22 protein-coding genes are annotated in these 26,437 nt (G+C 70.0%); 12 read left to right on the top strand and 10 right to left on the bottom strand.

All coding sequences use genetic code 11. The features are described from left to right. Positions 1-8 precede the first annotated feature (8 nt). From ABZX61_RS31255 to ABZX61_RS31230, 6 genes are all read right to left on the bottom strand, one after another. Positions 9-686, bottom strand: coding sequence for a PIG-L deacetylase family protein (locus ABZX61_RS31255; protein ID WP_355199727.1), 678 nt, complete (start codon positions 684-686; stop codon positions 9-11). Beyond that, positions 683-1,504 carry a carbohydrate ABC transporter permease gene (locus ABZX61_RS31250; protein WP_355199726.1) on the bottom strand — a complete coding sequence of 274 codons (822 nt, stop codon included), beginning with the start codon at positions 1,502-1,504 and terminating at the stop codon, positions 683-685. Before ABZX61_RS31250 ends, ABZX61_RS31255 begins: the two co-directional genes overlap by 4 nt. A gap of 31 nt (positions 1,505-1,535) precedes the next feature. Then, positions 1,536-2,504: a sugar ABC transporter permease gene (locus ABZX61_RS31245; protein WP_355199725.1), complete on the bottom strand. Its 969-nt coding sequence runs from the start codon at positions 2,502-2,504 to the stop codon at positions 1,536-1,538. Between the two features lie 240 nt (positions 2,505-2,744). Then, on the bottom strand, positions 2,745-4,028 hold the full coding sequence (locus ABZX61_RS31240) for an ABC transporter substrate-binding protein (protein ID WP_355199724.1): 1,284 nt from the start codon (positions 4,026-4,028) through the stop codon (positions 2,745-2,747). Further along, entirely contained in the window at positions 4,025-5,692 is a 1,668-nt protein-coding gene (locus ABZX61_RS31235; protein ID WP_355199723.1) for a hypothetical protein, read from the bottom strand. The genes ABZX61_RS31240 and ABZX61_RS31235 overlap by 4 nt, the downstream gene beginning before the upstream one ends. Positions 5,693-5,791: 99 nt before the next feature. Beyond that, positions 5,792-6,808, bottom strand: a complete 1,017-nt coding sequence (locus ABZX61_RS31230; protein ID WP_355199722.1) for a LacI family DNA-binding transcriptional regulator — start codon at positions 6,806-6,808, stop codon at positions 5,792-5,794. Positions 6,809-6,930: 122 nt separating this feature from the next. On the opposite strand from ABZX61_RS31230, the gene ABZX61_RS31225 reads away from it, so the two are divergent. Together ABZX61_RS31225 and ABZX61_RS31220 are read left to right on the top strand one after the other, a co-directional pair. Then, positions 6,931-8,061, top strand: coding sequence for a mandelate racemase/muconate lactonizing enzyme family protein (locus tag ABZX61_RS31225; protein ID WP_355199721.1), 1,131 nt, complete (start codon positions 6,931-6,933; stop codon positions 8,059-8,061). A 206-nt stretch (positions 8,062-8,267) separates the two neighbouring features. Beyond that, positions 8,268-8,840 (top strand): hypothetical protein, encoded by a 573-nt coding sequence (locus ABZX61_RS31220; protein WP_355199720.1) that lies wholly within the window; start codon positions 8,268-8,270, stop codon positions 8,838-8,840. 95 nt (positions 8,841-8,935) lie between these two features. Here the strand turns inward: ABZX61_RS31220 and ABZX61_RS31215 are convergent, their stop codons facing one another. Continuing rightward, positions 8,936-9,406: a signal peptidase II gene (locus ABZX61_RS31215; protein ID WP_355199719.1), complete on the bottom strand. Its 471-nt coding sequence runs from the start codon at positions 9,404-9,406 to the stop codon at positions 8,936-8,938. Between the two features lie 700 nt (positions 9,407-10,106). Then, positions 10,107-10,649, bottom strand: coding sequence for a methyltransferase domain-containing protein (locus ABZX61_RS31210; RefSeq protein WP_355199718.1), 543 nt, complete (start codon positions 10,647-10,649; stop codon positions 10,107-10,109). Positions 10,650-11,073: 424 nt separating this feature from the next. On the opposite strand from ABZX61_RS31210, the gene ABZX61_RS31205 reads away from it, so the two are divergent. The 9 genes from ABZX61_RS31205 to ABZX61_RS31165 all read left to right on the top strand — a co-directional run bounded on the left by ABZX61_RS31205 (position 11,074) and on the right by ABZX61_RS31165 (position 20,336). Continuing rightward, positions 11,074-11,733: a glycosyltransferase family 2 protein gene (locus ABZX61_RS31205; protein ID WP_355199717.1), complete on the top strand. Its 660-nt coding sequence runs from the start codon at positions 11,074-11,076 to the stop codon at positions 11,731-11,733. A 1-nt stretch (position 11,734) separates the two neighbouring features. Further along, positions 11,735-12,385, top strand: coding sequence for a TIGR04282 family arsenosugar biosynthesis glycosyltransferase (locus ABZX61_RS31200; RefSeq protein WP_355199716.1), 651 nt, complete (start codon positions 11,735-11,737; stop codon positions 12,383-12,385). After that, a complete protein-coding gene (locus ABZX61_RS31195) occupies positions 12,385-13,398 on the top strand; it encodes an NAD-dependent epimerase/dehydratase family protein (RefSeq protein WP_355199715.1) in 1,014 nt (337 codons plus the stop codon). Before ABZX61_RS31200 ends, ABZX61_RS31195 begins: the two co-directional genes overlap by 1 nt. Positions 13,399-13,409: 11 nt before the next feature. Continuing rightward, the gene (locus ABZX61_RS31190; RefSeq protein ID WP_355199714.1) at positions 13,410-14,861 is read left to right on the top strand and encodes a glycosyltransferase 87 family protein; all 1,452 of its coding nucleotides are present in this window, start codon (positions 13,410-13,412) and stop codon (positions 14,859-14,861) included. A gap of 18 nt (positions 14,862-14,879) precedes the next feature. Further along, a complete protein-coding gene (locus tag ABZX61_RS31185; RefSeq protein ID WP_355199713.1) occupies positions 14,880-16,247 on the top strand; it encodes a molybdopterin-dependent oxidoreductase in 1,368 nt (455 codons plus the stop codon). Then, positions 16,244-16,756, top strand: coding sequence for a hypothetical protein (locus ABZX61_RS31180; RefSeq protein WP_355199712.1), 513 nt, complete (start codon positions 16,244-16,246; stop codon positions 16,754-16,756). Before ABZX61_RS31185 ends, ABZX61_RS31180 begins: the two co-directional genes overlap by 4 nt. After that, positions 16,753-18,561: a glycoside hydrolase family 15 protein gene (locus tag ABZX61_RS31175; protein WP_355199711.1), complete on the top strand. Its 1,809-nt coding sequence runs from the start codon at positions 16,753-16,755 to the stop codon at positions 18,559-18,561. The genes ABZX61_RS31180 and ABZX61_RS31175 overlap by 4 nt, the downstream gene beginning before the upstream one ends. Positions 18,562-18,602: 41 nt before the next feature. Continuing rightward, positions 18,603-18,977: a GPP34 family phosphoprotein gene (locus ABZX61_RS31170; protein WP_355199710.1), complete on the top strand. Its 375-nt coding sequence runs from the start codon at positions 18,603-18,605 to the stop codon at positions 18,975-18,977. Positions 18,978-19,193: 216 nt separating this feature from the next. Continuing rightward, positions 19,194-20,336: a histidine kinase gene (locus ABZX61_RS31165; protein WP_355199709.1), complete on the top strand. Its 1,143-nt coding sequence runs from the start codon at positions 19,194-19,196 to the stop codon at positions 20,334-20,336. A 95-nt stretch (positions 20,337-20,431) separates the two neighbouring features. On the opposite strand, the gene ABZX61_RS31160 is transcribed toward ABZX61_RS31165, so the two are convergent. Next, entirely contained in the window at positions 20,432-20,791 is a 360-nt protein-coding gene (locus ABZX61_RS31160; RefSeq protein WP_355199708.1) for a hypothetical protein, read from the bottom strand. A gap of 55 nt (positions 20,792-20,846) precedes the next feature. On the opposite strand from ABZX61_RS31160, the gene ABZX61_RS31155 reads away from it, so the two are divergent. Then, on the top strand, positions 20,847-21,146 hold the full coding sequence (locus ABZX61_RS31155) for a hypothetical protein (protein WP_355199707.1): 300 nt from the start codon (positions 20,847-20,849) through the stop codon (positions 21,144-21,146). A 48-nt stretch (positions 21,147-21,194) separates the two neighbouring features. Here ABZX61_RS31155 and ABZX61_RS31150 read toward each other — a convergent pair whose 3' ends face one another. Beyond that, positions 21,195-26,378, bottom strand: a complete 5,184-nt coding sequence (locus ABZX61_RS31150) for a DNRLRE domain-containing protein (RefSeq protein WP_355199706.1) — start codon at positions 26,376-26,378, stop codon at positions 21,195-21,197. Positions 26,379-26,437: the final 59 nt, after the last annotated feature.

Below are 26,437 nucleotides of genomic sequence, written 5' to 3'. Positions count from 1 at the left end.
CGGTCGTACTAGCGGCGTTTGATGACGGTGAAGGCCTCCGCCAGACGGCCCGGCGGGAGGCCGCCGCGGGCGGCGATGGCGGCGAAGCGTTCGCGGTTCTCGACTTCACCCGTCCCCGGCTGGGTCTTGTGGGCGGCGAGTGCCGCGAGTTTGCGGTCGAAGGTGTCGGTGATGTCGACGTACAGGTCCGGCGTGGGGCTCTCGCTGAACCAGACCTCCGACACCTGCCACGGCTCGAGGTCCGACAGGTCGGGATGGACGTAGCGGTTCATGGCATCGGGGTAGACCGCGCAAGAGGCCGCCTGGCCCACGGCCGCGTGGTCGGGATGGTCCGCGTCGCGCAGGCCCCAGGTCCGCGTCGGAGAGCTGGTCAGCAGGCGGTGCGGCCGCACCTGGCGGATGGCGCGGGCGATGTCCCGCCGCAGGTCGAGCGAGACCTCGACCCGGCCGTCCGCGTACCCGGAAAGGAAGTACACCTTCCGCGCGCCCACCGCTTCGGCTGCCGCTCGTTGTTCCGCCATGCGCAATTCCTGGATGCGTTCGCGTGGTTCGCCGTCGCCCGCCTCCCCGCGGGTGACGACCAGGTAGGAAACCTCCATTCCGGAGTCCACCCATTGGGCGACGGTGCCTGCGGCGTTGAAGTCGACGTCGTCCGGGTGGGCGAATACGGCGAGTGCGCGGGTCATTTGAGTGCTCCTGCGGTCAGGCCCTCGACGATGCGACGCTGGAAAACGAGGGCGCCGATGACGAGGGGAACGGTGACGGCGACGCCGGCGGCCATCTGGGTGCCGAACGGCTGGTCGAACTTGTACTGGCCGGTGAACAGCGCGGTGATGACGGGGGCGGTGCGCATCTCCTTCTCGTTGGTCACCGACAGCGCGATGATGAATTCGTTCCACGCCGCGACGAACGTGATGATCGCACTGGTGAACACGCCTGGCATGGCGAGCGGCAGAATCACCTTGCGGAATGCCTGCCAGCGGCTGCAGCCGTCCACCTGGGCGGCGCCTTCCAGCTCGTGCGGCATCTGCTTGAAGAACGCGGTCAGGTTGAACACGGTCAGCGGCAGCGCGAAGCTGATGCTCGGGACGATCAACGCCTGGTAGGTGTTGATCCACTCCAGTCCGACGAAGAGTTTCAGCAGCGGGATCAGCAGCGAGATGCCGGGGAACATCGAGGTGGCGATGATGACGGCCAGGATGACGTTCTTGAAGGGGAATTCCAGTCGCGCGATCGCGTAGGCGGCGGTGATGCCGATCATCAGCGTGAGCAGTGTCGTCGTTCCCGCCACCACGAGGCTGTTGACCAGCGCCCGGCCGAAGCCGTTCTGCACGGAGAACGCGGCCGTGAAATTGTCGAACGACAAAGGGAAAGGGAGCGGGGACAGGTCGAAGGAGTCGGCCGGCCGGCGCAGCGCCGTGGCGATCATCCAATAGAACGGTGCCAGGCAGTAAACGACGATCAGCCCGATGCCGATGTTGTAGATCGTGCGCCCGGACATCATGCGGGTCCCTTCAGCGAGCTTGGAACGGCCATTACCCGCGGCCCTTGAGGCCGCGCCCGATGAGGTCGGCGCCGAGCACCTTGACGAAAATGAAGGCGATCACCGCGACGTATATGAAGAGCACGGTGGAGTAGGCGGCGGCCGGGCCGTACCTGACGTTCGAAAGCTCGTACTGCGCCAGCGTGGACAGGGTTTCGACCGAGTGCTTGTTCGCGCCGACGAGCACGAACGGCAGGTCGAACATCTTGAGCGCGTCCAGGAGGCGGAACAGCACGGCGACCACCAGCGCCGGCCGCACCAGCGGCAGGGTGATCTGCCAGAACGTCCGCATGGCCGAGGCGCCGTCGACGCGCGCGGCCTCGTAGACGTCCTTGGGGATGATCTGCAGCCCGGCCAGCACGAGCAGACCGATGAACGGCGCGGTCTTCCAGATGTCGGCGATGAGCACCGCGGTGAACGGCGCCGACATGAAGCCCCAGACGGTGGCGTGGTCGGCGGTCCACACGATGTCCGTGTTGAGCACCGCGTTGGCCACGCCGTCCGTTTCAAAGATCCATTTCCACAGAAGTCCCGAAATAGCTGTCGGAATCGCCCACGGCACCAGCACGCTGGCCCGCACCAGCGCCCGCCCGCGGAACGCCCGCTGCATCACCAGCGCCATGGCCACACCCAGCACGACCTCTGCGGCCACCCCGACGATGGTGAACAGCGTGGTGTTCCAGAACGCGTTGCGGAACGCCTCGCCGGACGCCCCCGTGAACAGACCGGCATAGTTGCCAAGCCCGAACGACTCGGTCGCCTCGATCATGCCGGTCTGCTGGTTGACGCGGTTGGCGACCTCGACGAAGGACAGCCGCAGCGCCGCGACCACGGGATACCCGGCGACCAGGGCGAGCGTGAGCAGCGTGGGCCCGAGCATGAGCGCGGCCGTCCATGGGTCACCGCCTCGGGGGCGGAGCCGCGCCGCCCGCTTGACGGGGGCGGCAATGCTGATCGTCACGTTTCGTCCCTTCACGTACGGCGAAGCCTGAGGAACTCCGGAGACTTTCCGGTTATGGGTCCCGGCGTATCTGCTCAATCGGGTAGGGCGGGGCGCGTCGATCGAGGTGTCGGCGGGGGTTCAACCCCGGGAGAGCCTTGATCGACGCGAGCGGGGGAGCCGTCCGCGTTCCGGCTTGGTGGGAGTGGGGAGCGAACCGCAGGCGGAGCCGGGCAGGTGAACCCGGCCCCGCCGGAGCCGCTACTGGTTAGCGATGATCTTGGCGAGTCTGTCCTGGAGGGCGGTCAGTGCCTGGTCGGAGGGCTTCTGGCCGCTGAGGGCGGCGGTGATCTCCTCCTGGATGGCCGCCGTGGCGTCGCCGTACCGGACGACCGCCGGTCGTGGCGCCGCGTTGAGCAGCCCCTCCTTGAGCATCGGCAGGAACCCGAACTTCTCCACCAGCGCCGGGTCGTCGTACATCGCCGCGTAGGCGGGCGACTGCGACGACTCGAGCATCAGGTGTCTGGCGGTCTCCTCGCTCGTCATGAACTTGATGAAGTCCAGCGCGGACTTCTTGTTCTTGGCGAACTTGCTGATGGCCAGGTTGTTGGCGCCGATCGTGCCCTTGCCGAGCCCGTTGAGTCCGGGGATGGGGGAGACGTCGAACTTGCCGGCGACCTTGCTGGAGCCGTCCTCTTTGTTGGCCAGCGTGTACTGGTAGGACCAGTTGCGGTGGAACAGCAGCTTGCCCGCCTGGAAGGCGCGGCGGCCCGCCTCCTCGTCCCAGGTGATGGACTCCTTGGGCAGGTAGCCCTTCCTGAAGCCCTCGACGAGGAAGTCCAGGCCCTGCTTGGCCTGCGGGGTGGTCAGGGTCGGCTTGCCGTCGGCGCCGACGACCGAGCCGCCTGCCGAGTTGACGGCCTCGGAGAGGTTGACGGTCAGCCCTTCGTACTTGTTGAACTGGCCGCCGTAGCAGTCCATGCCCTTGGCCTCGGGCATTTTCAGCACCTTGTCGCAGGCGGCCATGAGCTCGGCCCAGGTCTTGGGCTGCTCGAGCCCCGCCTTCTTCAGCAGGTCGGTACGCGAGTAGAGCAGGCCGGTGCCGCCGCCCCACGGGGCTGTGTACAGCTTGCCGAAGTACTTGGCGCCTTCCACCAGCGACGGGATGATCTTGTCGGTCGGGAAGTCCCCAAGGGGCAGCTCGTCGACCCAGCCGTTGGCGGCGAACTCCGCGGTCCACACGACGTCGAGGGAGACGACGGTGAAGGCATCCGACTTGGTCTGGGCGTTCTGGATGAGCTGCTGGCGCTGCTGGTCGGCCTGCGGAGGCAGCTCGACGAGCGTGGCCTTCTCGGTGGGGTGCGAGGCGTTCCACCTGTCGATCAGACCCTGCAGCACGCCGCTGGAGTCCTTGCCGTTGGCGAAGGTGATCGGGCCGCGGCCTTCGTCGGCGGCGGGCTTGGCCGCCTGTGAAGGATCAGCGGAACCACAGGCGCTTACGATGATCGTTGCGGCAGCAAGGACCGCCGCGCAACGGAGTTTCACTGCACTACCTCCAGGAGGGCGGGATCGGCCAGCCGACGGCCGCGTGGATCGTGAACGGAGAGCTGGTAGGTGCCGGGGTCGTCGAGCGCGACCAGGGCGTCGAAACGGGTCTGCCTGCCGGTGCCCACGCCGAGCGGCATGGTCATGACCACGTCACCCGAGGCGTCGATCACGCGGAGCAGGACCGGGCCGGTGACCTTGAGCCCGGCGGTCACGTCCACGTTGCGCGTGGCCTTGACCTTGGGGTGGGAAACCTGGACGGCCGGCCTGCCGGCGCTGAGCCAGGCGGTCGTGGTCTGGATCGTGCGCCCGTCGCCGGTGTAGAGGACGGCCTGTGCGAGCTGGGTCGTCCCCCGCGCGGGCGGGGTGAAGGTCAGCGGGAAAGAGGTGCCGGAGGCGGCTCGGACGCCTTCGAGGTAGAGCTCGACCCGCTCGACATTCGAGGGAAGCCGGTCCACGGAAGCCGTCCCGTCGCCGAGCATCAGCCGCGGTGCGCGCTCCGTGGGTGAGGCACCGGTGAGCTCGGCCAGCTCAAGGTAGGTGCGGGTGGGTTTGTCGGGATATTCCAGGAGCGTCCAGCCGCGCCATTCGTCCTCCGGGCGCGTCTCGGACCAGACGAACCATGACAGGCCCGAAACGTAGGGACGCTGGGCCGTCAGCTCCATCACCCGCCGCAGGTAGAACGCGCGCCGATCGTCCGGCACCAGGCCCATCCACGTCCGCACCGAGGAGTAGGAGAACTCGCCCAGGTAGATCTGCTTGTCGGCGTCGCCCTGCCGCACCATCTCCGAATACAGCCGGTCGATGCCGAGGAAGTTGTCGTCGAACTCGCCACCGGCGGCGTTCTCGCGCACCTTGCCCGGGTCGTGGTCGTCGGGGTGACGGTCGTCGGTGTACGGGTGAGCGCCCATGAGGTCGAAGAAGTGGCGGCTCTGCACCGCGTCCGGATATTTCCGGACTGCGGCGTACACCTCGCGCACGAACCCGGGGTCCGTCCGCGTGGTCCCACCGAAGATCACCTTGGCTCGCGGGTCGGCGGCCTTGACCGACAGATAGCCGGAGCGCAGCAGCTTGGCGTAGTCCGCCGGGTCCTCGACGGGCTTGTAGAAGTCGCGCCAGTTCTCCTCGTTCCAGATCTCGTAGCTCTCGACCTTGCCGCGATAGCGACTCGCCAGCGTGGTCACGAACTTCTCGAACTCGGCTAACTCCTCCGGCGTCCTGGTCGGCGGGTACCAGATCCGCTCTCCGTAGTTCTCCACCGTGTCCACCAGGTCCGGGTGCACCCAGTCGGGCGTGGAGTTGATGTGCACAGCGGTGGAGATGCCGCGTTTGGCCGCCTTGGCGAAGTACGCGTCCAGCTTCGACCAGTCGCATTCATCGCGCTTCTGGCAAATCCCGGTCCACGACGCGACGATCTGGGCCCGGCGCACCCCGGCCTCGGCCATCTTGTCGAGCGAGGCATCCAGGTTGTCCGCCGAGGGCTGGACGAAAGCGACGGCCAGCTCCCGCATCCGCTGCGGCGAAACTGCCTGGTCACGGGCCGGCACGGGCATGCCGACCCCGGTTCTGTTCTGGTAGGGCAAATCGACTGCCTGGGCCGGTACGGCTTGTCCAAGCACGGCGGCTGCGGTGAGCGCGATCGGCAGAAGTGCTCTTTTTCGCACCTGCCAGCTCCTTCCTCTTACAAGGCCCCCGAGCGTTTTTCTGCACGCCGGCATGGCCGCAGGTCGCAGACGAGCGGATGCCGGAGATTTGGGTGGTGGTTACTCCAGGGTGGGCAGTGGCCTGGTCGGCCAGGTGATCCTTTCCGTGGCGGGGCCCGTCGAGTCACGGACCATGAGCTGGGTGTCCACCTCGACAGGGCCGCCCTCGCCCTGGTCGCCGGAGTGGAGCATGCCGATGAGCAGGTCGACCGCGATCGACCCGATCTCCTCGACCGGTATCCGTACGGTGGTCAGCGCCGGCCTGGCCACCATGGCCAGGTAGGTGTCGTCCACGCCGACCACGCTGATGTCGCCGGGCACGGACAGCCCGCGGTTGGCGAGCTGGAGCAGCAGCCCGACCGCGGTCATGTCGTTGTTGGCGATGGCCGCGGTGACGCCGTGCGCGACGACCATGTCGGCGGCCTGCACGCCGCCCTCGATGGACTGCGCGAACGGGCCCAGCTCGACCAGCTCCATGCTGAGCGCCTTGCAGGCCCGCTGCACCGCGGCGCGGCGGTGCTGGTTCGACCAGACCGTACGCGGCGCGTTGACGTAGGCGCACCTGGTGTGCCCGAGGGCGTACAGGTGCTCGACGGCCTGCCGCATGCCGTCCTCGCTCGAGGCGACGACCGTCGGCACGCCGGGCGCGCCCCGGTTGACCAGCACGGTCGGCACGCGGGTGGCCACGTCGGCCAGCGTCTCGGCCGGCAGCCGCGATGACCAGAAGATGAGCCCGTCTACCTGTTTGGACATCATCGCCACGGCCTCGGCTTCCTCGCCGGGGTGCGCGTCGCTGTCGGCCAGGTAGACGCCGTAATTGCGAGATCTCGCCCGTCGCTGCACCGCCTTGATCATGGGCGGGAAGAAGGGGTTGACGATGTCGGGCACGATCAGGCCGATCGAGCCGGTCCTGCTGGAGCGCGGCGTCGGATCCGGCGCATAGCCGAGGCGCTCGGCCACCTCCAGGACACGGGCCCGCGTCACCGCGTTGACCCGGTCCGGGGTGCCGAACACACGCGACACGGTCGCCTTGGACACGCCGGCCTCTGCCGCCACGTCCGCGAGGGTCACCGCCATGCTGCCTCCCACAACGTTTGCGCTAGAGACTGCACCCGCCACGGTGACAAGTCAATACATCTCGGAAACTCTTGGCAAAGTTGCTGCAACACGACAGAATCACCTCAAACGGAGGAGGCCTTTTGAAGATCGTTGACGTTGCGCTGTACGCCGTCCCCGACCGCGGGCAGAACATGCTCCTCGTCGTGGTGGACACCGATGCGGGCATCTCCGGCGTGGGCGAGGTGGGGGTGCGCGTCTCGCCCGAGGTCAGCGGGGCCGTACTCGATCGCCTGCGCGGGGTGCTGGTGGGCCAGGACGCCGACCGCATCGAGCACCTGTGGCAGACGATGGCGCGCGGCGACTTCTTCCCGGCTGACCGGTCGACCACGTGCGTGATCTCCGCGATCGACATCGCGCTGTGGGACCTGCTGGGCAAGGCGCACGACGCTCCGCTCTACCGGCTCATCGGCGGACGGGTGCGCGATCACGTGACGTGTTACACCCATGTGCACCCGGAGGGTTTCGACACCCAGGCGGTGATCGACAGCTGCCACCGGCTGGTCGAGGAGGGCTGGCGCTACCTGCGGCTCGTGGTGCCGACCTCGGGAGATGTCCTGGAGCCGCGCGAGGCCATGCGGGTGGCGATCGCCCAGTTCCATGCCGTACGGGAGGCGGTCGGCGACGACATCGAGCTCATCATCGACGCCCACACCCGGCTCGATCTGCCCGAGGCGGTCACTCTGTGCCGGGAGATCGAACCGGCCCGGCCGTACTTCGTGGAAGATCCGCTGCGCTGCGAGAACCTGGACGCCTATCGCATGCTGCGGCTGCGCACCGGAGTGCCGCTCGCGGCGGGCGAGCAGCTCAGCTCCAAGTGGGAGTTCCGCGCGCTGATCGAGGACGAGCTCATCGACTACGCCCGCCTCGACCTGGGCATCGTCGGCGGCATCACGGAAGCACGCAAGATCGCCGGGCTGGCCGAGACGCACCACATCAAGATCGCCACGCACAACCCGCTGGGGCCCGTCTCCTCGGCCGCTGCCCTGCACTTCAACCTGACCTGCCCGAACTTCGGCGTGCAGGAGATGCCGCCGGGGCCGGTTCCGGCCGGTTTCGGCTTCGCCCCCGTACCCGTGGACGGCGTGCTCGTCGCCGACGAGCGGTCCGGACTGGGCCTGGACGTCGATCCGACGCTGCTGGCGGGGCAGGCGCCGGCCACCGGACGTACCCCCCGAGTGAACCGGCTCGACGGAGCCTTCACGAACTGGTGAGGTCAGCCGCATGTTCGGCGGAGAACGGAGTCCGGGCCGTCAAGGCCTGCCCGACCAGCGTGACCCGCTGGATCCAGCGGGCGCGGACACCCTCACGGGCATGACGGCCGTCCACTGGGGAGAAGGGCCGAGGAGTTCGACGCGGCGCAAGCTCGCGCCGGGGCCGCCGCCAGCAGCGGCCCTCCGCCTTCGCACCGCCTTCCGTGGTGATCGACGTGGGCGGTGACGCCAAGGTGAAGGCGTTGATCGGCGGCTCCGTCGCGGGGCTCATCGGGCTCGTCTCGATCTTCGCCTCGTTCACCGGGCACACGCCGGGCTCGCGCACCGCGGTCATGGAGCTGATCTTCGGGCTGATCTTCCTGTTCATCGGGCTGCTGCCGGTCCTCGCCTGGCGCAAGATCAGCCGGCCGCGCCGGCTCGTCTTCGACGGCTTCGGCGTGCGCTGGGACGACCCCCAGGGCACGCCGTGGGCGGCCCCATGGAACGAACTGTCCGGGGTGAGCATCTCGCGTACGCAGCCGCGCCGGGTCAGGCCGACCGACTACCTGATCCGCAGGACGAAGGTCCGCATCGACCTCTTCCCCGCCGACCCGCGGTTCCGCGCGCGCCACCCGGACATGGAGCACCTTTGGGAGTTCCACACGGTCTCTAACGGCTACCGGCTCCCGCTGGGCTCGAACCCCAAGTACATCCCGGTCATCGAGCAGGCCATGCGCCAGTACCGCCCGGCCATCTACCTGGGCATCCGCGACGAGGGCTTCATGGCGGGCCCGGCCTGACGTCCTTCGACAGTCGCTCAACCGGATTTCGGCACACGGTCGGCACCCAGCTCGCCGAACGCGGCGCCAAGCTGCACACGGCCCTGGGCCAGAAGCTAGGCGGACTCTTCGCCCGGCACCCTGGCGAGCGGCACACCGCGCAGGCTGATCAGTACCATCGCAACGCACCCGCAGGTGAGTGCGATGTCGGCGACGTTACCCACGAACGGGCCGTAGTCGATGAAGTCCACGACGTGCCCGCGGGCGAAGCCGGGCTCGCGGAAGAGCCGATCGCCCAGGTGAGACACCGCCCCGCCGAGCAGCATGCCCAGCGCGAGCGCCCAGCCGGGGGAGGCCAGCCGACGCGCGGTGTAGAGAATGCCGACCATTGCGGCTGCCGCTGCCAGGGCGAACACCCATGTCGCGCCGGTGCCTACGGAGAACGCGGCGCCGGCGTTGTAAAGCAGCCGGAAGTGAATCAGAGGGGGGATCACGGCGACGCGCTCACTGTCGGACAGCGTGGAGACCGCCCAGAGCTTGGTGAGCTGGTCCACGACAAGGACCACCGCGGCCAGCATGAGCATCATGCCGTACAGCCGACTCGAACCCCGCTCTAACCGCATCATTCATGGCCTCCGTGCTGTTCAACCACTATTTCCCTGAGACTACTAGGGCACCCTATGAGGCACCCATGCGAATGCTTCATGATCGGTGAGGCATGCCTCGGGTCGAATGAGACCGAGCAGCACCGAAGTGATGGCGATCGGTCGGCGTGAGCAGGCGACAGCCCTTGACAGCGTCCATATGAACAGCGACCTGGTCTACGGCATGTTCGCCACCAACGGCTGGGGCGCCTTGAACAGCCTGGGACTGTGCTACCGCAGGGTGATCGGCGCGCAGCTGAACGTCGGCGAGTCCCGCCGCAGCCTGGCCCGGTGCCTAGCGGGCGGTGGAGTCGGCACGTGCCCAGTTCACATGAGAGCGACACGAGCTGCCCCCCGGCGGCACCTTTGTTTGGGGGGCCGAAATAGACGTGCTCGAACGCGGTCCGCGATATGTGGTGGTGATCGAGTGCTGAACCGGCAGCCTTTCCCGTAGTTGAGAATGTCAGGCGTCCCGTCTGATTATGAGTCGGTTCGATTGGTGTCGCTCAGTGCCGCGGGGTGCTGCTTATTCTCCCCGCCGTCGTGTCGGGAAGTGATGGTGGATGCTGCGCCGTACCGCGCGCGATGAGGCTCGGGTTTCCCGTCAGATCGAACCTACGGGTTATGGTCGCGGCCGGGTGAGTCATGAGAGGGATGCGAACCATCGCCCCGCCGCGTTCCAGTGCTCGACGGTGGGGAACCCGGATCGCCCGGCAAGGGGGGCGATATCGTCGATCGAGACGGTCGCCCAGGCGAACCAGTCGCCCGTGCGCCCGTCCTGGCGCAGCCGTACGGTGTGGACCTCGCTCTGTACGCCCGGCGGCGAGAGTTCGGCGATCACCGTTCCTCCTGACCTGACCAGTTCGCGCAGGCGCCGGAGGAGGGCTGCGGGGTCGCCGCCGATGCCGATGTTGCCGTCGGCCAGGAGCGCCTCGGCCCACCGCCCGGTTCCTGGAAGGGGTTCGAAGACGCACCTGCGCAGCGCCAGGCCGCCAGCGCGGCGGGTCAGCTCCACGGCCAGGGGGGTGATGTCGATGCCCAGGGCGGGAACCCCCATCCGGGTAAGCGCCACGGTCAGTCTTCCGGGTCCCGAACCGACATCGAGAGTGGGCCCGCAGCATCGGGCCAGAATGTGTTCGTCGCCCTCGTTGTACCGGAGCCAGCGCTCGGCGGAGAGCGACCGCATTCGGCCGTCGGCATATTCAACGTATACGTTTCTGCCTTTGAGACCTTCTTCGTAGAAAGCGCCGATCACGCGACTCTTCCATTGTGGCGGAAGCTGGGAAAGAGGACTGCCGGAATGTTCACGCGACTACTTGTGATCATGCAGGCACATTACCCCGGCAGGTCGGTGACGATCCTTACGAAGCTGTTAAGGACGGGGAGCCGCGACCGACTGGCAAAACCGCGTCCATCACGCCCTCGGCGAACTGTCAAAATACGGCAAATCAGGACAAGTCGCATGCTCTGCCGGGGGCGCGGGGGCCGGTGGCCCAAACCACGGGTTCGGCCATGAAGCCGTATTTCCGCGGACTCGAACTGGTCATTTCTCGGAACGACGTCATCCTTTCGTAAGAGAAGGGGCGCTGTTGCCGCGTTAGCGTCGGCCCATGGAGATCGACGTGGTTCTGCCCTGCCTGAATGAGGAGGCGGCTCTGCCCTGGGTGCTCGGGCGGATGCCGCCCGGCTTCCGCCCGATCGTGGTCGACAACGGGTCGACCGACGGGTCCGCGAGGGTCGCGGCGGAGTTCGGCGCGATGGTGGTGGCTGAGCCCCGGCCCGGATTCGGGGCCGCGTGCCACGCGGGGCTGACGGCCGCGACGGCGGACGTGGTGTGCTTCATGGACGCTGACGCGTCCCTCGATCCCGGGCAGTTGCCGCGCGTCGCGGGGCCGGTCCGGGCGGGTGAGGCCGATCTGGTCCTCGGTCGCCGCGTCCTTGGACCGGGCGCCTCCTGGCCGGTGCACGCCCGGCTCGGCAACGCCGTGCTGGCTCGCGAGCTGCGCCGCCGTACCGGTGCCGACCTGCACGACCTGGGGCCGATGCGGGCGTGCGGACGTGCCGCCCTGCTGGCCTTGGAGCTGGCGGACCGGCGGTTCGGCTACCCCCTGGAGATGGTGCTGCGCGCCGGTGCGGCCGGCTGGCGGATCGCCGAGGTCGAGGTGGACTATCTGGCCCGTACGGGGAGGTCGAAGGTGACCGGTACGGTACGCGGCACGCTCCGGACAATCGGTGACATGCGCCGGGTCATGGCCGAGGGGGCGGTATGACGTGAGTTCGCACCATATCGACGGCGCGCAACTTCTGGTGATCGCCAAGGAGCCCGTACCGGGAAAGGTGAAGACCCGCCTGACCCCGCCCTGCACTCCGCGCGAGGCCGCGGCACTGGCCGGCGCCGCGCTGGAGGACACGTTGCGGACGGTCGCCCGGGTTCCGGTGGCCCGCCGCGTGATCGCTCTCGACGGGGCTCCCGGGGCGTGGCTGCCCGCCGGGTTCACGGTCGTTCCGCAGCGCGGCGACGGCCTGGACGAACGGCTCGCCGCCGCCTTCGACGACGCCCACCGGCTGTCGCCCGCCCCGATCGTGCTCATCGGCATGGATACCCCGCAGGTGTCCGTCGGCCTGCTGGCTGAAGCCGTGTCGTTGCTCGGCGCCCACGACGCGGTGTTCGGCCCCGCGACGGACGGTGGGTTCTGGCTTCTCGGGCTGCGCGCCCCCGACCCCGATCTGCTGCTCGGCGTGCCGATGTCCGAGCCGACCACAGGAGAGATCCAGCTGAACAGACTGATTGAGGCCGGAATGAGCGTCGCCTGCCTGCCTTGCCTGACCGATGTGGACACCATGGAGGACGCGGTGGAGGTGGCGGCGCTGGCTCCCCACTCCCGATTCGCCGCCGCGCTCGCCGGAACGGCGGTGTTGTGATGACCCCTTCTCGCGAGGCGAAGGTGCTGGTCACCGGCGCGGCCGGGTTCATCGGGAGCCATGTGACGGAGGCGATGGAAGCGGCCGGACACGAGGTGGTTCGCCTCGACCTCAGGACCGGCGACGACGTGCGCGACGCCGCCACGCTCGACCGGTTGATGGCAGGGGTCGACGTCGTCGTGCACCAGGCGGCCAAGGTCGGGCTCGGCGTGAATGTGGCCGACCTGCCGGACTACGCCTCGGTCAACGTGTACGGCACGGCCGTGCTGCTCGCCGCGATGGCCCGGCAAGAGGTCGGGCGGCTGGTGCTGGCCTCCTCGATGGTGGTCTACGGCGAGGGCGCCTACGACTGTCCGAGGCACGGCCGGGTACGGCCCGCGCCGCGTTCCGCCGCCGCCTTGGCACGCGGGCTCTTCGAACCTCGTTGCCCTCGGTGCGACTCGGAGGTGGTCTACGCCACCATCGATGAGGACGCGCCGGCGGATCCCCGCAACGCGTACGCCACCAGCAAGCTGGCGCAGGAGCACCTGGCCGCCAACTGGGCGCGCGAGACCGGCGGCACGGCCGTCGCGTTGCGGTACCACAACGTGTACGGGCCCAGGATGCCCCGGGACACGCCGTACTCCGGGGTAGCGGCGATCTTCCGGTCCGCGCTGGAGGCCGGTCGAGCACCCAGGGTGTTCGAGGACGGCGGGCAGCTGCGGGATTTCGTCCACGTTCGCGACGTCGCTCGTGCGAACGTCGCCGCGCTCTCCGGCGGCCGACCGGGCCTGCTGGCCGCGTACAACATCGCCAGCGGGGAGCCGCACAGTGTCGGTGACATGGCCGTGGCACTGGCCACGCACCATGGCGGGCCGGAGCCGGTGACGACGGGGGAGTACCGGCTGGGCGACGTCCGCCACATCGTGGCCGCTCCGCACAAGGCGGGTGCGGAGCTCGGCTTCCACTCCCGGATCGGGTTCGACGAGGGGATGAAAGAGTTCGCCACCGCACCCCTGGCTTGCCCGGCGTGACCTGCCGCGCGGTGGGAACGGCCGTCCTGCTGGCCGCCCTTGTCGGCACGCTCGCGCTGGCGATCGGCGGGGACGTCGTTCCCGCCGATCGCCACGACCTGTTCTGGCCGTACGCGCTCGCGTGGGCGTTCTTCTGCGCGGCGACGTGGGCTGTGCGCGGGCTGCCGACGCGCCAGGCGATGTGCCTGGTGATCGTCGGAGGGATCGCCGTGACCGCCACCGGCCTCCTCGCTCCGCCCGCCACCAGCACCGACTCCTACCGCTACGCCTGGGACGGACGGGTGCAGGCCGCGGGCGTCTCGCCCTACGATCACGCCCCGGCAGAGGCGGCGCTGGCGCCGCTGCGCGACCTCTGGCTCTTCCCTCGCGGCGCCGACTGCGAAGGGCCCGATCGTTACCTGATCCACTCCGGCGACCCGGTCACGTCGTGCACGCGGATCAACCGCCCCGGCGTGCACACGATCTATCCGCCCCTCGCGGAGGCGTACTTCCTCCTGGTACACGGACTCTCGCCCGAAGGGGCACGGCACAAGCCGCTGCAGATCGGCGGTGCGCTCCTGGCGTTCGCGACCTCGGCAGTGCTGCTGATCACGCTCAGCCGCCGAGCCGGCACCCGGGCCAACGCTCCGGCGCACACCGCCTGCTTCGCATGGTGTCCCGCCGTCCCGCTCGAACTGGTGAACAACGCCCACGTCGACGCGCTCGGCGTCCTGCTCGCCGTCACCGCCCTGACCACGGTGAACAGGCACAGGGTCCTCGGCGGCACGCTGCTCGGCGCGGCGACCGCCGCCAAGCTGCTGCCCGCCGTCACCGTCCCCGGAGCGCTCTCCGGGGTCCTCGCGACAGGCGGAAAGACTCCGGCGCGCCGGATGCTCGACACCCTGGCAGTCCTCGGCCCCGCCGCTCTCGTCGTGGCGCTCGCCTACCTGCCGTACGCGCTCGCCTCGCGCGGCTCGGTCCTCGGATACTTCTTCGGTTACTTGACCGAGGAGGGTTACGACGACGCCGGCAGCAGGGACCGGTACGCGTTGCTGAGACTGGTCCTCCCCGACTCGTGGGCGTTCCCCGCGGCCCTCGTCATCCTCGGGATCGCGGTCTTCCACGTGCTCCGCCACGGTGACGCGGACCGGCCGTGGCAGGGCGCCCTGCTGGTGACCGGGGTGGGGTTCCTCGTGTTCACACCCGGCTATTCCTGGTACGCCGTACTGGTCGTCGCGCTGGTCGCCCTCGACGGCCGGTGGGAGTGGCTCGGCGTCCCGCTGGCGAGCGGCGCGGCGTACATGGGCACTGGCTCCGGGACCATCGCCTACGCCCTCGCCGCGCTGGCGGTGGCCGCCGGGCTTGTGGCACGCGCGATCCGTCCCTCACCCGGCAGCTCCTACGACGTCCCGAGATTGCGAAGAGCGGCCGGACATTGCCGAATGGGTGCCGGGGCGTGGCTTTGGAAGGACCGTTTCCGGTAAGGAGACCGAACAGCCGACATGGGGATTTCGGGGGGATCGGTGCCGGATGCGTCGCGGGGGCGCGATCGTGAGGTCAAGCCCGACAAGAAGGGCCGCCTGGCCGCGCGCCTCAGAGGGTGGAGCGGGCCGCCCGGGCCGTTCCGGCCGGAGTTCTGGCGCAGCCCGCTCCGCGGCCCCTGGCTGACCTCGGTGCTCGGACTGATCCTGCTGGCCGGGATCACCCTCGTCGCGATCACCGGGCTGGTGTCGTACGCCGCCTACGAGCCTCGCCTGCCGGGCAACGACACCACCCCCGGCAGGGGCCTGCTGGGCTTCTATCTGTTCGACTGGCCCACGGACCCGGTCTGGTTGTACCGGGTCACCCAGGGCGCGCACGTCGTCGGCGGGCTGACGCTGGTGCCGATCCTGCTGGCCAAGCTGTGGTCGGTCATCCCCAAGCTGTTCTCCTGGCCGCCCGCCCGTTCCGTGGCGGAGGCCGTCGAGCGGGCCAGCCTGCTGCTCCTGGTCGGCGGCGCGGTATTCCAGTTCGTGACCGGGATCCTCAACATCCAGCTCTTCTACGTCTTCCCGTTCTCCTTCTACCCGGCCCACTTCTATGGCGCATGGATCTTCCTGGCCGCCTTCGTCGTCCACGTCGTCATCAAGCTGCCCCGCGTCATCCACACCCTGCGGACGTACGGCCTGCGCGACTACCTGCGCACCTCTGTGGCGGACACCCGCCCGGAGCCGCCGGACCCCGATGGCCTGGTCCCTGTTGACCCGGCGCCCCCCACGATGTCCAGGCGCGGCCTGCTGGCCTTCGCCGGCGGCGGCTCGCTGGTCATGTTCGGCCTGTCCGTCGGCCAGTGCGTCGACGGGCCGTTGCGCCGTACCGCGCTGCTCGCTCCCCATGGACGCCTCTACGGGACGGGCCCCAACGACTTCCAGGTCAACAAGACAGCGGCGAGCCTCGGCGTCACACCAGCCCGGACCGGTGAGTCCTGGCGGCTGGCACTCGTCGGGCCACACCGGACGGAACTCTCCCGCGCGGACCTGCTGGCGATGCCGCTGCACACCTACGCCTTGCCGATCGCCTGCGTGGAAGGCTGGTCGACCGTCCAGACCTGGACCGGCGTACGGCTGGCCGATCTCGCCCGCCTCGCCGGCATCCGGGCCGGCTCGACAGGCGTCACCGCCAGGTCTCTGCAACGTGGGGGCTATTTCGGTCAGGCCTCGCTCAGCGCCGCGCAGGTCGCCCACCCGCGCTCGCTGCTGGCGCTGCGGGTCAACGGCGCCGACCTGTCCCTCGACCACGGATACCCGGCCCGGGTCATCGTCCCCAACGCTCCCGGCGTGCACAACACGAAGTGGGTGCGCGAGCTCGACTTCACCCAAGGGCGATCTTGAACGGCCGCAGCCGGTGGGCAAGGACCTACGGCGCCCCTTCGTGGCACCTGCTCGTACTCGCCCTCTGTTTTCTGGTCGCCGGTTACGCCGTCACCCGGGTGGTCGACGTGGGGATCTGGCCGGGCTTTCTGGTGTGGTTCGTGGGGGCCGTCATCCTCCACGACTTGGTGCTGTTCCCTCTCTACTCCGCCGCCGACCTCGCCGCCCGGTCCGCCACCGCCCGTACCCGTCGCCGTCGTCGTACGGCTGCTCGCCGTCGGCCTCGGCCGACGGGGCGGCGGCCGGCTCCGATCAACCACCTGCGCGTGCCGACCGCGTTCTCGGGTCTGCTGCTGCTGGTGTGGTCCCCACTCATCCTGCGCGGTGCCGAGCCCAACTACAGGGCGGCAGTCGGTCTGAGCACCATCCCTTACCTCAACCGGTGGATTCTGGTCACCCTGGTGCTCTTCGCCGCCTCAGCACTGCTCTACCTGCTGCGACGCCTGGCCGCGGGGCGGGCCGGCCGTTGAGCGCCCGGCCGATCGGCGACTACGCGATGTTGTCGGACTGCCGGTCCGCCGCGCTGGTCACGTCCGACGGCTCTGTCGACTGGCTGTGTCTGCCGCGTTTCGACAGCCCGGCGCTCTTCGCCCGGCTGCTGGACGAAGAGGCCGGCTTCTGGGCGATCCGTCCGGCATGTCCGGCCGAGGTGACCCGTCGGTACGTCGAGGACACCCTTGTGCTGGAGACCACGTTCCGGACGCGCGACGGCACCTTGGTGCTCCTGGACGCTCTCGCGCTGGGCCGTGGCGAACGTGGGCACGCGCTGGGCACGTCATCCCCCGGCCTGCTCCTTCGCCGGCTCGCCTGCACCGAAGGGCGGGTGCCCGTGGAGATCGTGTATGCGCCCCGGCCCGAGTTCGGGCTCGTCCGCCCGCTGATGCAACCGGTCCGCGGCGGCCTGATCGCCCGTGGAGGCGCCGACGTGCTCACCCTGTCCAGCCCGGTGGAGTTCCGGACCGGCGGCTCGGTCGCGGACGCCGCTCTCACCCTGCGCGCGGGACAGAACGTCGGCCTGGCCCTGCAGGCCGGCCGGGTCTGGGCACCCGACCCGCCGCGCCGTACCTCCTGGGCCGTCGCGCGCCGGATCCGCGACACCGTCGCGGGATGGCGCTCCTGGTCACGCGGGCACGCCGACTACGAGGGACCCTGGCGCCGGCAGGTCAACCACAGCGGCCGGGTTCTGCGCGCGATGACCTATGCCCCGACGGGGGCCATGGTGGCCGCGGCCACCACCTCCCTGCCGGAAAGCATCGGCGGGGAGCGCAACTGGGACTACCGCTACACATGGGTCCGCGATGCCAGCTTCACCCTGCACGCCCTGAACACGGCCACCTGCGAGGAGGAGGAAACCGCCTTCTTCGCCTTCCTGTCCTGCGCATGCGCGACCCAGGTCGACGCGGACCCGGACCTGCAGATCATGTACGGCATCGGCGGCGAGCGCGACCTGAGCGAACGGCGGCTACCGCATCTGCGGGGGTGGCGGGACAGCACCCCCGTGCGGGTCGGCAACGACGCCTGGCGCCAGCGTCAGCTCGACGTGTACGGCGAACTGCTCGACGCCGCCCATCAGACCTATCGGGACATCGGCCCGTTCGACCCCCTCACCCGCTCGCTGCTGATCGGAGTGGCCGAGACCGCCGCGCGCCGCTGGCAGGAGCCGGATCAGAGTCTCTGGGAGGTCCGTGGTCCCAGCCGGCACTTCACGCACTCCAAGCTGATGTGCTGGGTGGGACTGGACAGGGCGATCACCCTGGCCCCGGTGCTGGGGGCCGCCTCCCGGGTCGCCGACTGGACCCGCGTCCGAGACGAGATCCACGCCGCGATCCTGACCCACGGATGGAACGAGCAGGCGGGTGCTTTCACCCAGACGTTCGGCGGCACCCAGGTCGACGCCGCCACCCTGATGATGCCCCTGGTCGGATTCCTGCCGCCGGACGACCCGAGAATCCGCTCCACAGTGCAGGCCGTCGCCACCCGGCTGACCGACGCGAGCGGGCTCGTTTACCGCTACCGTTCCGCCGACGGGCTGGCCGGCCAGGAGGGCCCGTTCCTGCTGTGCACCTTCTGGCTCGCTCACGCGCTGGCCCTCACCGGTCAGGACGCCGAGGCCAGGCGGGCGTTCGAGACCGCCGCCTCCTGCGCCAACGATGTCGGCCTGCTCAGCGAAGAGGTGGACCCCACCACAGGAGAGGCGATCGGCAACTACCCTCAGGCCCTCAGTCACATCGGCCTGATCAACGCCGCCCGCGCCATCGGGGACGCCCGGCGTTGAGGTCTCCCGGCACCTCATCGAAACGGTCACGCTCAACGGGCATGACCGCCACGGTTGGGAGACCAGGCGTGATGCCCTTGTGGCGGGTGCTGGGCGTGTTCCGTACGACCAGGTTGCCGGCCGAGGACACCGGCCACGAGGCGGAACTCCGGCGGAAAGTTCGTGCCGTACTGGTAGACGGCGAGAGTCCCGACGCCCGCACCGCGGCGGTGATCGCGCTGCTCTCGTCAAGTGGCACCCTGCCGGCTCTCCGGCCGCCCCTCGCGTGGTCGGCCAAGGTGCGCGAGCGCGCGAAGGAGCTCGAGAATGGCAGCTGGGGCGCCGCGGCCGTGAACACCGCGGTGACGCGCACTGCCGCGGCGATCGCCGTGTCGAGTGCTGCCGTCAGTGTCGCCGTGATCACGGCGGTCACCTGAGTTCCACGCGATGCCGAACGGCGGCGCCGCGCCCGATGCGGTCTCGCGGTGACGTCATGACATGGTGTCACTGGTGCCGCCGTGGAGCAGGAAGAATACTGGGCAGACGCTGCTGTTCGACCCCGGAGAGCCACCCATGCCAGGCCGGCGCGCCCGGCGTGGACGGCCACGGTCCTACGGCGTGAACCGACCGTCCGGCAACCAGGTGAGGAACCCGTGAGCCCGACCCACCCGGTGTCCGAGGACAACGAGCCGGCGCAGGGGCAGCTGCGCAAGCTCAACCTCACCATGTTTCTCCCGCTGCTCGTCGTCGCCGGGGCGGTAGTGGTGGCGACGGACGCCCGGTCCTGGTGGGATGCCCTCGTCCTGGGCGTGGGTGTGGTGGCGGCCCTGGTGTCCTTCGTGAGGTGGGCAGGGGGAGACGTCCTGCGCGTCGCGCTGCCCTGCATGATCGTCACCGCGGCCGTGTGGCCCTACTCCGTGCTGGTGGCCGGCGGCAGTGCGGCGTTCTTCGCCGTCGCCACCGCGGGCGCGTTCGTCATCCCCCAGCTGTCGCGGCGCCAGGTCATGTGGGCCGTCGCGCTGACCGTCTATGTCGCCGCGGTGGGCGCGTCGAGGCTGCTGGTCGCGCAAGAGGACGTTCCCGGCGTGCTGTTCCGGTACGTCCTCATCCCCACGGGCATCACCGCGGCGATCATCGGGCTCAGATTCCCCAACAAGCGCTTCTACGACGTCGTCACCGAGCTGGAGGCGGCACGGGAGCGGGAAGCGGAGCTGGCCGTGATCCGCGAACGCGTCCGGTTCGCCGGCGACCTGCACGACATCCAGGGCCACACCCTGCACGTGGTGAAGCTGAAAACGGCGCTCGCCCAGAAACTGGTCGACAGCGACACCGAACGCGCCAAACAGGAGCTGCGGGAGATCCATGCCCTGGTCAGCGACACCATCACGCAGACCAAGGCGCTCGCCTACGCACAGCGGCGGCTCAACCTCTCCGCCGAACTGGAGAACGCCAGGAACCTCTTCGAGGCCGCGGGCATCGGCGTGCGCATCGACCGCGAAGCGGACGTCGACCCGGGCGCGAGCGAACTGCTCGGCCAGGTGCTGCGCGAGACCACGACCAACATCCTGCGCCACGCCCAGGCGACGCGGGTGCGGGTCACCCTGTCGGAGTCGAGCATCACCATCGTCAACGACGGCGCCCAGCAGGCACCGCTGCCCGAGCTCCAAGGCCTGGCGGCGCTCGAACAACGCGTCACCGCCGACGGCGGCGAACTGACGGTCGAACAGAAGGACGGGCAGTTCCTGACAGCCGCGGCATTCCCGCACCGACGTTCCGAAGCACAGCAGCACCGATGATCGCCGGCGTGCAGGTGTTGTCGTGTTCCGGGCTTTCGCGCCGGCGCTGTGTGAGCACCTGGCCCAGGAGCGGCTCACCCACGACTGGTCCTGATTCAGAGGGGGAGGACCGCCGATATGGCGGTCAGCGCGGCTTGCAGGATAACGATGCTGACGACTGAGCGAAGGAGCAAGAGTTTCCAGTAAAGGGCTTGATTCGCCCGCTGGGAGACATCGCGTTCGTCCGTGACCGGGCCCAGCAGGAATGTGCCGGAGCCAGGCCGCCGCCAGAGCGCGGCGAACAGCAGGAATGCCGCGCCGACCGCACACGCCTGCGCCACCAGGTTCAGCACCGTCGCGATCCGGCTGGCGGCCGGCACGTGGCGAGCGGCCAGGAACAAGGCACCGGTGCCGAAGAGCAGGAGCACGGCGACAATGTCCGCGTACAGAATCTTACGACGATTCGGCTCGGCCACATCGCGACCGTACGTAGCGAACCGGCCCAGATCAAGGGTCGTAACAGCCGGCCATATGCCGGACGCGCCAGACGCCGCCCAGCCCGCCACGGTCGCGAGCCAGGCCGCGGCCGTCTGCCCGACCGGTTACCTGTGCCTGCAGCCGAGCGCGTCGTCGGCCAGGGCCGTGCTCGTCAAGCAGGGGGACAGCCGGTCCTTCTCCGGCGGGCTGCAGGTCAGCCAGGTGTCCAATCAGACCGGCGTGGCCTACTGCGTCAGCAGCACGCCCTACGGCTACACCTCAGGCGTCAGGAAGACGGAGACCCGTACCCACACCGTGCTGTCGGTCAAGCCGGCCGGAGTCTGCGCGGCCTGAACGTGGCAAAGCCCGGGTGGCGGACCACCCGGGCTTTGTCACGTGCGTTTAGTACGGACGCTGGAGGTAGCGGCCGAGCGCCGGGTCGTACACGCGGCCCGACACCAGGACCCTGCCGTCCAGCACGGTCGGGCGGTACGCCCCGCCGAGCCAGCCGTAACGGACCGGCTGGGAGGGCACGCCGAACTCGTCGTACCCGACCACCGTGGCGAGGCCGGTGCCGAGCTCCAGCTCGGTCCCGACGCTCCCCCCGACGGTGAGCAACTGGAGGCGCACCGATCCGGTCGCGCCGGTGAGCGCGGCCAGCTCCCCGCCGATGCCGGCGACGTCGCGGACGATCGTGCCGTTCGCGGCGGTCCAGGAGGGCTTGTCGCCGTCCGAGCCGTAGTGGTGAACGGTGACCGCGCCCGCCTCGTTCGTCTCCGAGCGGATCCGGCCCGCCGGGTCGCGGGTCCAGGTCAGGCTCTGCTCGCCGGAGGTCATCTTGGCCGGCAGACCGTCGGCGAAGTAGCCGATGGTACGCCCGCCGGGCAGCGACGTGGTCCGGCCCGCCGCGTCGTAGGCGTAGCCGTCGCCGGTCAGCCTGCCGTCGGAGGCGTAGCCATAGCTGGTGATCGACGCGGCCGAGTCGTCGGCCACCGGGCAGTCCTCGTCCGACGACTGCACCGCCAGCCGGGTCCGGTTGCCCGCCCCGTCGTGGTCGTACCGGCGCAGGGTGCACACCGGGAACGCCATGTCCAGCGCCGACGCGAGCTCGCCCGCCTTGTCGTAGCCGAGCTGCCGCTCGGCCATGAGATCGGTCCGCATGCTCAGCAGCTCCTGGCCGTGGACGTTCCGGGCGACCTGGTCGATCATCACCGGGGCCTCCAGGCCGTCCCGGGTGTAGATCCGCGCGTAGCTCTGGCCGCGCTCGTCGTAGCCGACCTGCAGGTGCAGGCCGCCCGGCAGGTCGCCCTCGGTCTGGCGTCCCTCGGCGTCGTAGCGCGCGGTGAACGTGCCCGCGACCGAGTCGGTCACCGAGGTGGCCAGGCCGCGCGGCTCGACCTTGGCGTCGTAGCCATAGGTCCTGGTGGACGGGGACGAGTCCGTGACCTTGGCCGGGCGGTCGAGGTCGTCGTACTCGGTGCGGGTCAGGCCGCCGTCGGCGTCGGTGTGGGAGATCACCCGGCCGAGCTTGTCGTAGGCTGTGACGACCTTCTCCGTGCCGCGCCAGCGCTGGGTGGGTCGGCCGGTCGCGGGGTCGTACCCGAGGCTGATCTCGGCCTCACCGCCCGCCTTGGTGGCGATGAGGCGGCCGGCGGTGTCGCGCTTGAAGGTGGTGGCCGTGTCGCCCTCGGCCACGGTGGCGGCCAGACCGGAGGCGTCGTAGGTGTACGTGCGCCCGCCGTCCTGGCACACCAGGCCCGCCCAGTCGGATCGCCCGCCGCACGGCGCGCTGCCGGTCGCGGTGTAGAGCACGGGGCCGGCGACCGTGGTGGTGACCGCCTTGCCGCCGGGGTCGCGGACCGTCTTGATCTGCCGCCCCGTGGCCCAGTCATAGGTGATGGCGGTGGTGCGGACGTCCGCGTCCGGCTTGGACTCGCGTCCGACGATCACCGCGCCGGTCTTGACGCTGGTCGGCAGGTCGCGGGCCACCGCACCGGCCGGCCGGCCTTCGTCGTAGGTGTTGACCGTACGGGTCCTGGCGCCGATGGCGTACCCGGCGGGCAGGTCGTCCACGTCGGACTCCAGGTTGATGATGTGGACCGGGCTCAGCTCCGCCAGCTTGCGCCGCCCGGCCGCGTCATAGACCGAACGGGTGGACAGCAGCTCGGCGCGCTCCTCGGGCTCGTAGCCGGTGATGGCGAGTTCGGCGAGGCGGAAGTCGGTGATGTCGCGCTGCGACAGCTCCCGGTTCGCGGCGGTGAGCTCCCGCACGACGTGGCCGAACCGGTCGTAGCCGGTGGCGGACAGGTGCCCGCCGGGCGTCAGGACGTTGACCGCCCTACCCGACTCATCCAGGTACGTCACCGTGGCGGCCAGCCCCGGCGGCTGCACCGACGTCGCGGTCACGGGCGCGCCGGCCTGGCCCCACGCCGTCACCTCCTTGGCCGTCACGTCGGCCGGGCCGCCGGCCGCCATGGTGAGTGGCACCCCGTACACGACGGTGGTCTTCGCCTCGCCGGCGACCTGGTCCGCGGTGCCGGCCTTGAGCGTGGCCCGGGTGACCGTGCGGAGCCGCCCGTCGCTCTCGTACGCGAAGGTCCACGGCAGCTCGCCGGGCGGGGTGAGCGTGGAGACGCGGCCGGCGGAGTCGTACCCGTAGACGGTCTTCAGCGCCGGGCTGATCCGCGGGTCCCACGCCTCGGAGAGCCGTCCCGCGCCGTCGTAGCCGTACTGGGTGATCACCGTGCCCTGCAGAGAGACGGTGGACAGGCGTCCCGCGGTGTCGTAGCCGAGCTCCAGCGGGTGCCCCGACCTGGTGATCGACTTCAGCCGGCCCTGGTCGTGGACGTAGCCCTCGGGGGCGTACAGGTCGCCTTGCCTGGTGAACGTGGTGACCTCGCCGCGCGCGTCGGTCAGCGTGTACGTGCCGGTGAGGGTCAGGTTCTCGGCCCCGGGCTCGGGCTTCCAGCCGTCCGCGGTCTTGGTGAACTGCACCGGCCTGCCGTCGGCCCGCGTCACCTCGACCGAGGTGGCCGAGGTCTCCTTGAGCACGGGCACCGGGAGCGACCAGCCGGCCTCGCGGGAGGAGGCCGTGCGGGTGAGCGTCAGGCCGAAGGGCCCGCCTGCAGTGGTCTGGAGACGGTAGTCGCCCGTCTGGAGGTTGAGCACGCCCGGCCCGACCTCCTCCGTGGCGGCCCGGGTGGCGCGGCGGTCCACCACGACCTCGACCGGCTGGGACTCCGCCGCGGTCGTGCCCGTGACGACCGCGCGCACCTGCACCGCGGCGTCGCCGAGCTGCGTGCCCGCGTCCCAGGTCAGGCCGGACAGCCTGCCGGGGGCGGCGACGGGCCACGCGGTCAGCGGCTTGCCGTCGGCGCCGGTGACGTTCGCGACGGGCAGGTCCGCCCAGGCATCGGTCTCGGAGCGCCGGTACTGGAACCTGGCCTGCGTGAACGCCGTGCCGGTGACGGCGAGGGGCACCTTGGCGGTGCTGCGCAGGCCGTTCGCGGGCGCGGTGAGCGAGGCCACGGCCGCGCCGGTCCCGACGTTGAAGGTGTAGGAGGTCGTCGGGGAGGCGTTGCCGGCCTTGTCGATGGTGTAGACGCCGAGCGTGTGGGCGCCCGTCGTGGCCGGGGTGAGCTTGGCGGTGACGGCCGCGCCGGTGGTGAGCACCTTGGTCACGGCGTCGCTGTCGAGCTTGTAGGCGATCCAGCCGGCGTCGGTGTTCGCCGGGGTGAGGGTGAACGTGCCGGCCTTGCCTGCGTCGCCATGGTACGTCCCGTCGTTCGGGTAGTCGGTGGAGGCGGCCTTGGGGGCGGGCGGCTTGACGGTGTCGACAGAGAAGTACGCCGTCTGCCAGAGCTTCGAGACCAGCGAGCCGTCGTGGGCCCACGACCGGAACATGTACGACTTTCCGTGGGCCAGCTTGCCCGCCGGCACGTTCGCGCCGGAGAAGCCGTTGCTGGCCACGTACGCGCCGTAGAGGTCGTCGATCAGCATCGTCGAGCCCTCGTACAGGTCGAATTTGCCGCGGACGTTGCCACCGTCGGGGTCGCGCACGTGGTTGCGGAGCTGCGGGGTGAGCGTGTTGGTCCAGAGTGTGCCGTCGTAGTCGGTGAACGGCGAGACCCAGGTCGAGACCGGAGTGCTCGGGTAGGAGTTGTACGTCACCGAGACGACCGGCACCTTCGACGAGGCGTTGCCCGAGTTGAACCGCTTCCAGGCGTACTTGTCCGACTCGTTGGCGGCCCGCAGGCCCATGCCGGACTCCTTCCAGCCCTGGTCGGCATAGTGCTGCACCAGCGACGTGACGTTGGCGCTGACCCAGCCGTCGGCGCAGCCGCTGCCGTAGCCCTTCGTCTCGCTGGAGGAGGCGTACTTGGCGGCCATGTGCGGGCCCGGGTAGCGCGACGACGTCGAGGCGCGGTCGGCCGACCAGACCTCCCACGAGCGGGCCTCGCACGACCACGAGTGGAAGTTCCAGAGCTTCAGCGTGGCCGAGATGATCTTCTTGCCCGCGATGCCGGGGGTCTTCCACGTGATGAACGACTTGGCGACCTGGCCGCTGCCGTTGTTGCCGATCTTGAGCTCGGTGGCGCCCGACTGGTCGGTGCCGTAGCCCTCCTGCACGAACGTGTCGAAGACCTGGCCCAGGTTGAGCGTGGGGTCCACGGTGACGGGATACGTCGTGGCGGGGTCGTTCAGGAAGGCCGCGTCGGGGGTGAAGACGAGGTCGCGGCCGGAGACCTTCATGCCCACCGGAGCCCGGCGCAGGTGCTCGCCGGAGATGGGGTGCGTGGAGGCGTCCCACATCTCCGGCGCGGGGATGGTGACGGCGACCTTGCCCTTGGCGTCGACCAGCTCCGCCCCGCCGTCCTCGGCCTCGCGCGCCGTCTGACCCGGCGCCTTCAGCGTCAGCGTGTACGACAAAGGCGCGGCCGGGCGCGACCTGAGCAGCAGGAACTGCTCGGCGCCGGTCCGGGTGGCGGTGACGGCCAGGTCGGCGCCCGGCCTGGCCTCCGCGTACGTGGCCGTCTCACCGGACAGGCCCGGCACCGGCAGCGCGCCCTTCCACTGCAAGGTGACCTTGGCGGAGCCCTCCCCGACCGTGATCAGGTCGGTCGCCGCGGTGTTCGCGGTGGCCTGCCGGGCGGTCAGCCCGGCGCGCCCGCCGCCGAAACGCAGCTTGCGGCCGTGGCCGCGTGGCACGATCTCGCCCGACGCGGTCCTGGTGAGCGCGATGTCCACCGGGGCCCACCCGCCGTCGCCGCGGTAGCGCACCGGACCGGCGAAGGAGTCGACCGTCAGCGTGCCGTCCGGGTTGGCGTAGGTGGTGGTGGTCTCGGTACGGGCGTCCGCGACCTCGACCCGGCGGCCCGTCAGGCGGGCGGACAGGCGGGCGGAGGCCTCGTCGGGCGCGCTCGGCTCGGCGGCGACCCGGGCCGGGGCACTGGGGTCGTCCACGGCCTGGGTGGCGGCGGGCGGTTCGGCGGGCGGTTCTGCGGCGGCCGGCGAAGGGGGCACGGCCAGCGGAAGAAGTAAGAAGGCGAGACCACCGGCGAGGGCCCGCGGCAGGAGGGCAGACATGGGGAGCTCCGAGGTAGAGCGACGCCCCCGCCGGCTTGACGGGGGCGTCAGGTTGTCAC

The organism is Nonomuraea sp. NPDC003709 (assembly GCF_040610775.1).
GTDB classification, from domain to species: Bacteria; Actinomycetota; Actinomycetes; order Streptosporangiales; family Streptosporangiaceae; genus Nonomuraea; species Nonomuraea angiospora_A.
Note: the sequence above shows the minus strand (reverse complement) of the source record. Positions and strands in the feature narration are given on the sequence as shown.

Excerpts from the sequence above, each read along its gene's own strand:
- ABZX61_RS31150 (WP_355199706.1), bottom strand. The coding sequence starts at position 26,378 with ATGTCTGCCCTCCTGCCGCGGGCCCTCGCCGGTGGTCTCGCCTTCTTA.
- ABZX61_RS31205 (WP_355199717.1), top strand. The coding sequence starts at position 11,074 with ATGGAGATCGACGTGGTTCTGCCCTGCCTGAATGAGGAGGCGGCTCTG.
- ABZX61_RS31230 (WP_355199722.1), bottom strand. The coding sequence starts at position 6,808 with ATGGCGGTGACCCTCGCGGACGTGGCGGCAGAGGCCGGCGTGTCCAAG.
- ABZX61_RS31195 (WP_355199715.1), top strand. The coding sequence starts at position 12,385 with ATGACCCCTTCTCGCGAGGCGAAGGTGCTGGTCACCGGCGCGGCCGGG.
- ABZX61_RS31170 (WP_355199710.1), top strand. The coding sequence starts at position 18,603 with ATGACCGCCACGGTTGGGAGACCAGGCGTGATGCCCTTGTGGCGGGTG.
- ABZX61_RS31215 (WP_355199719.1), bottom strand. The coding sequence starts at position 9,406 with ATGATGCTCATGCTGGCCGCGGTGGTCCTTGTCGTGGACCAGCTCACC.
- ABZX61_RS31155 (WP_355199707.1), top strand. The coding sequence starts at position 20,847 with ATGCCGGACGCGCCAGACGCCGCCCAGCCCGCCACGGTCGCGAGCCAG.
- ABZX61_RS31250 (WP_355199726.1), bottom strand. The coding sequence starts at position 1,504 with ATGATGTCCGGGCGCACGATCTACAACATCGGCATCGGGCTGATCGTC.
- ABZX61_RS31210 (WP_355199718.1), bottom strand. The coding sequence starts at position 10,649 with ATGCGGTCGCTCTCCGCCGAGCGCTGGCTCCGGTACAACGAGGGCGAC.
- ABZX61_RS31255 (WP_355199727.1), bottom strand. The coding sequence starts at position 686 with ATGACCCGCGCACTCGCCGTATTCGCCCACCCGGACGACGTCGACTTC.
- ABZX61_RS31185 (WP_355199713.1), top strand. The coding sequence starts at position 14,880 with ATGGGGATTTCGGGGGGATCGGTGCCGGATGCGTCGCGGGGGCGCGAT.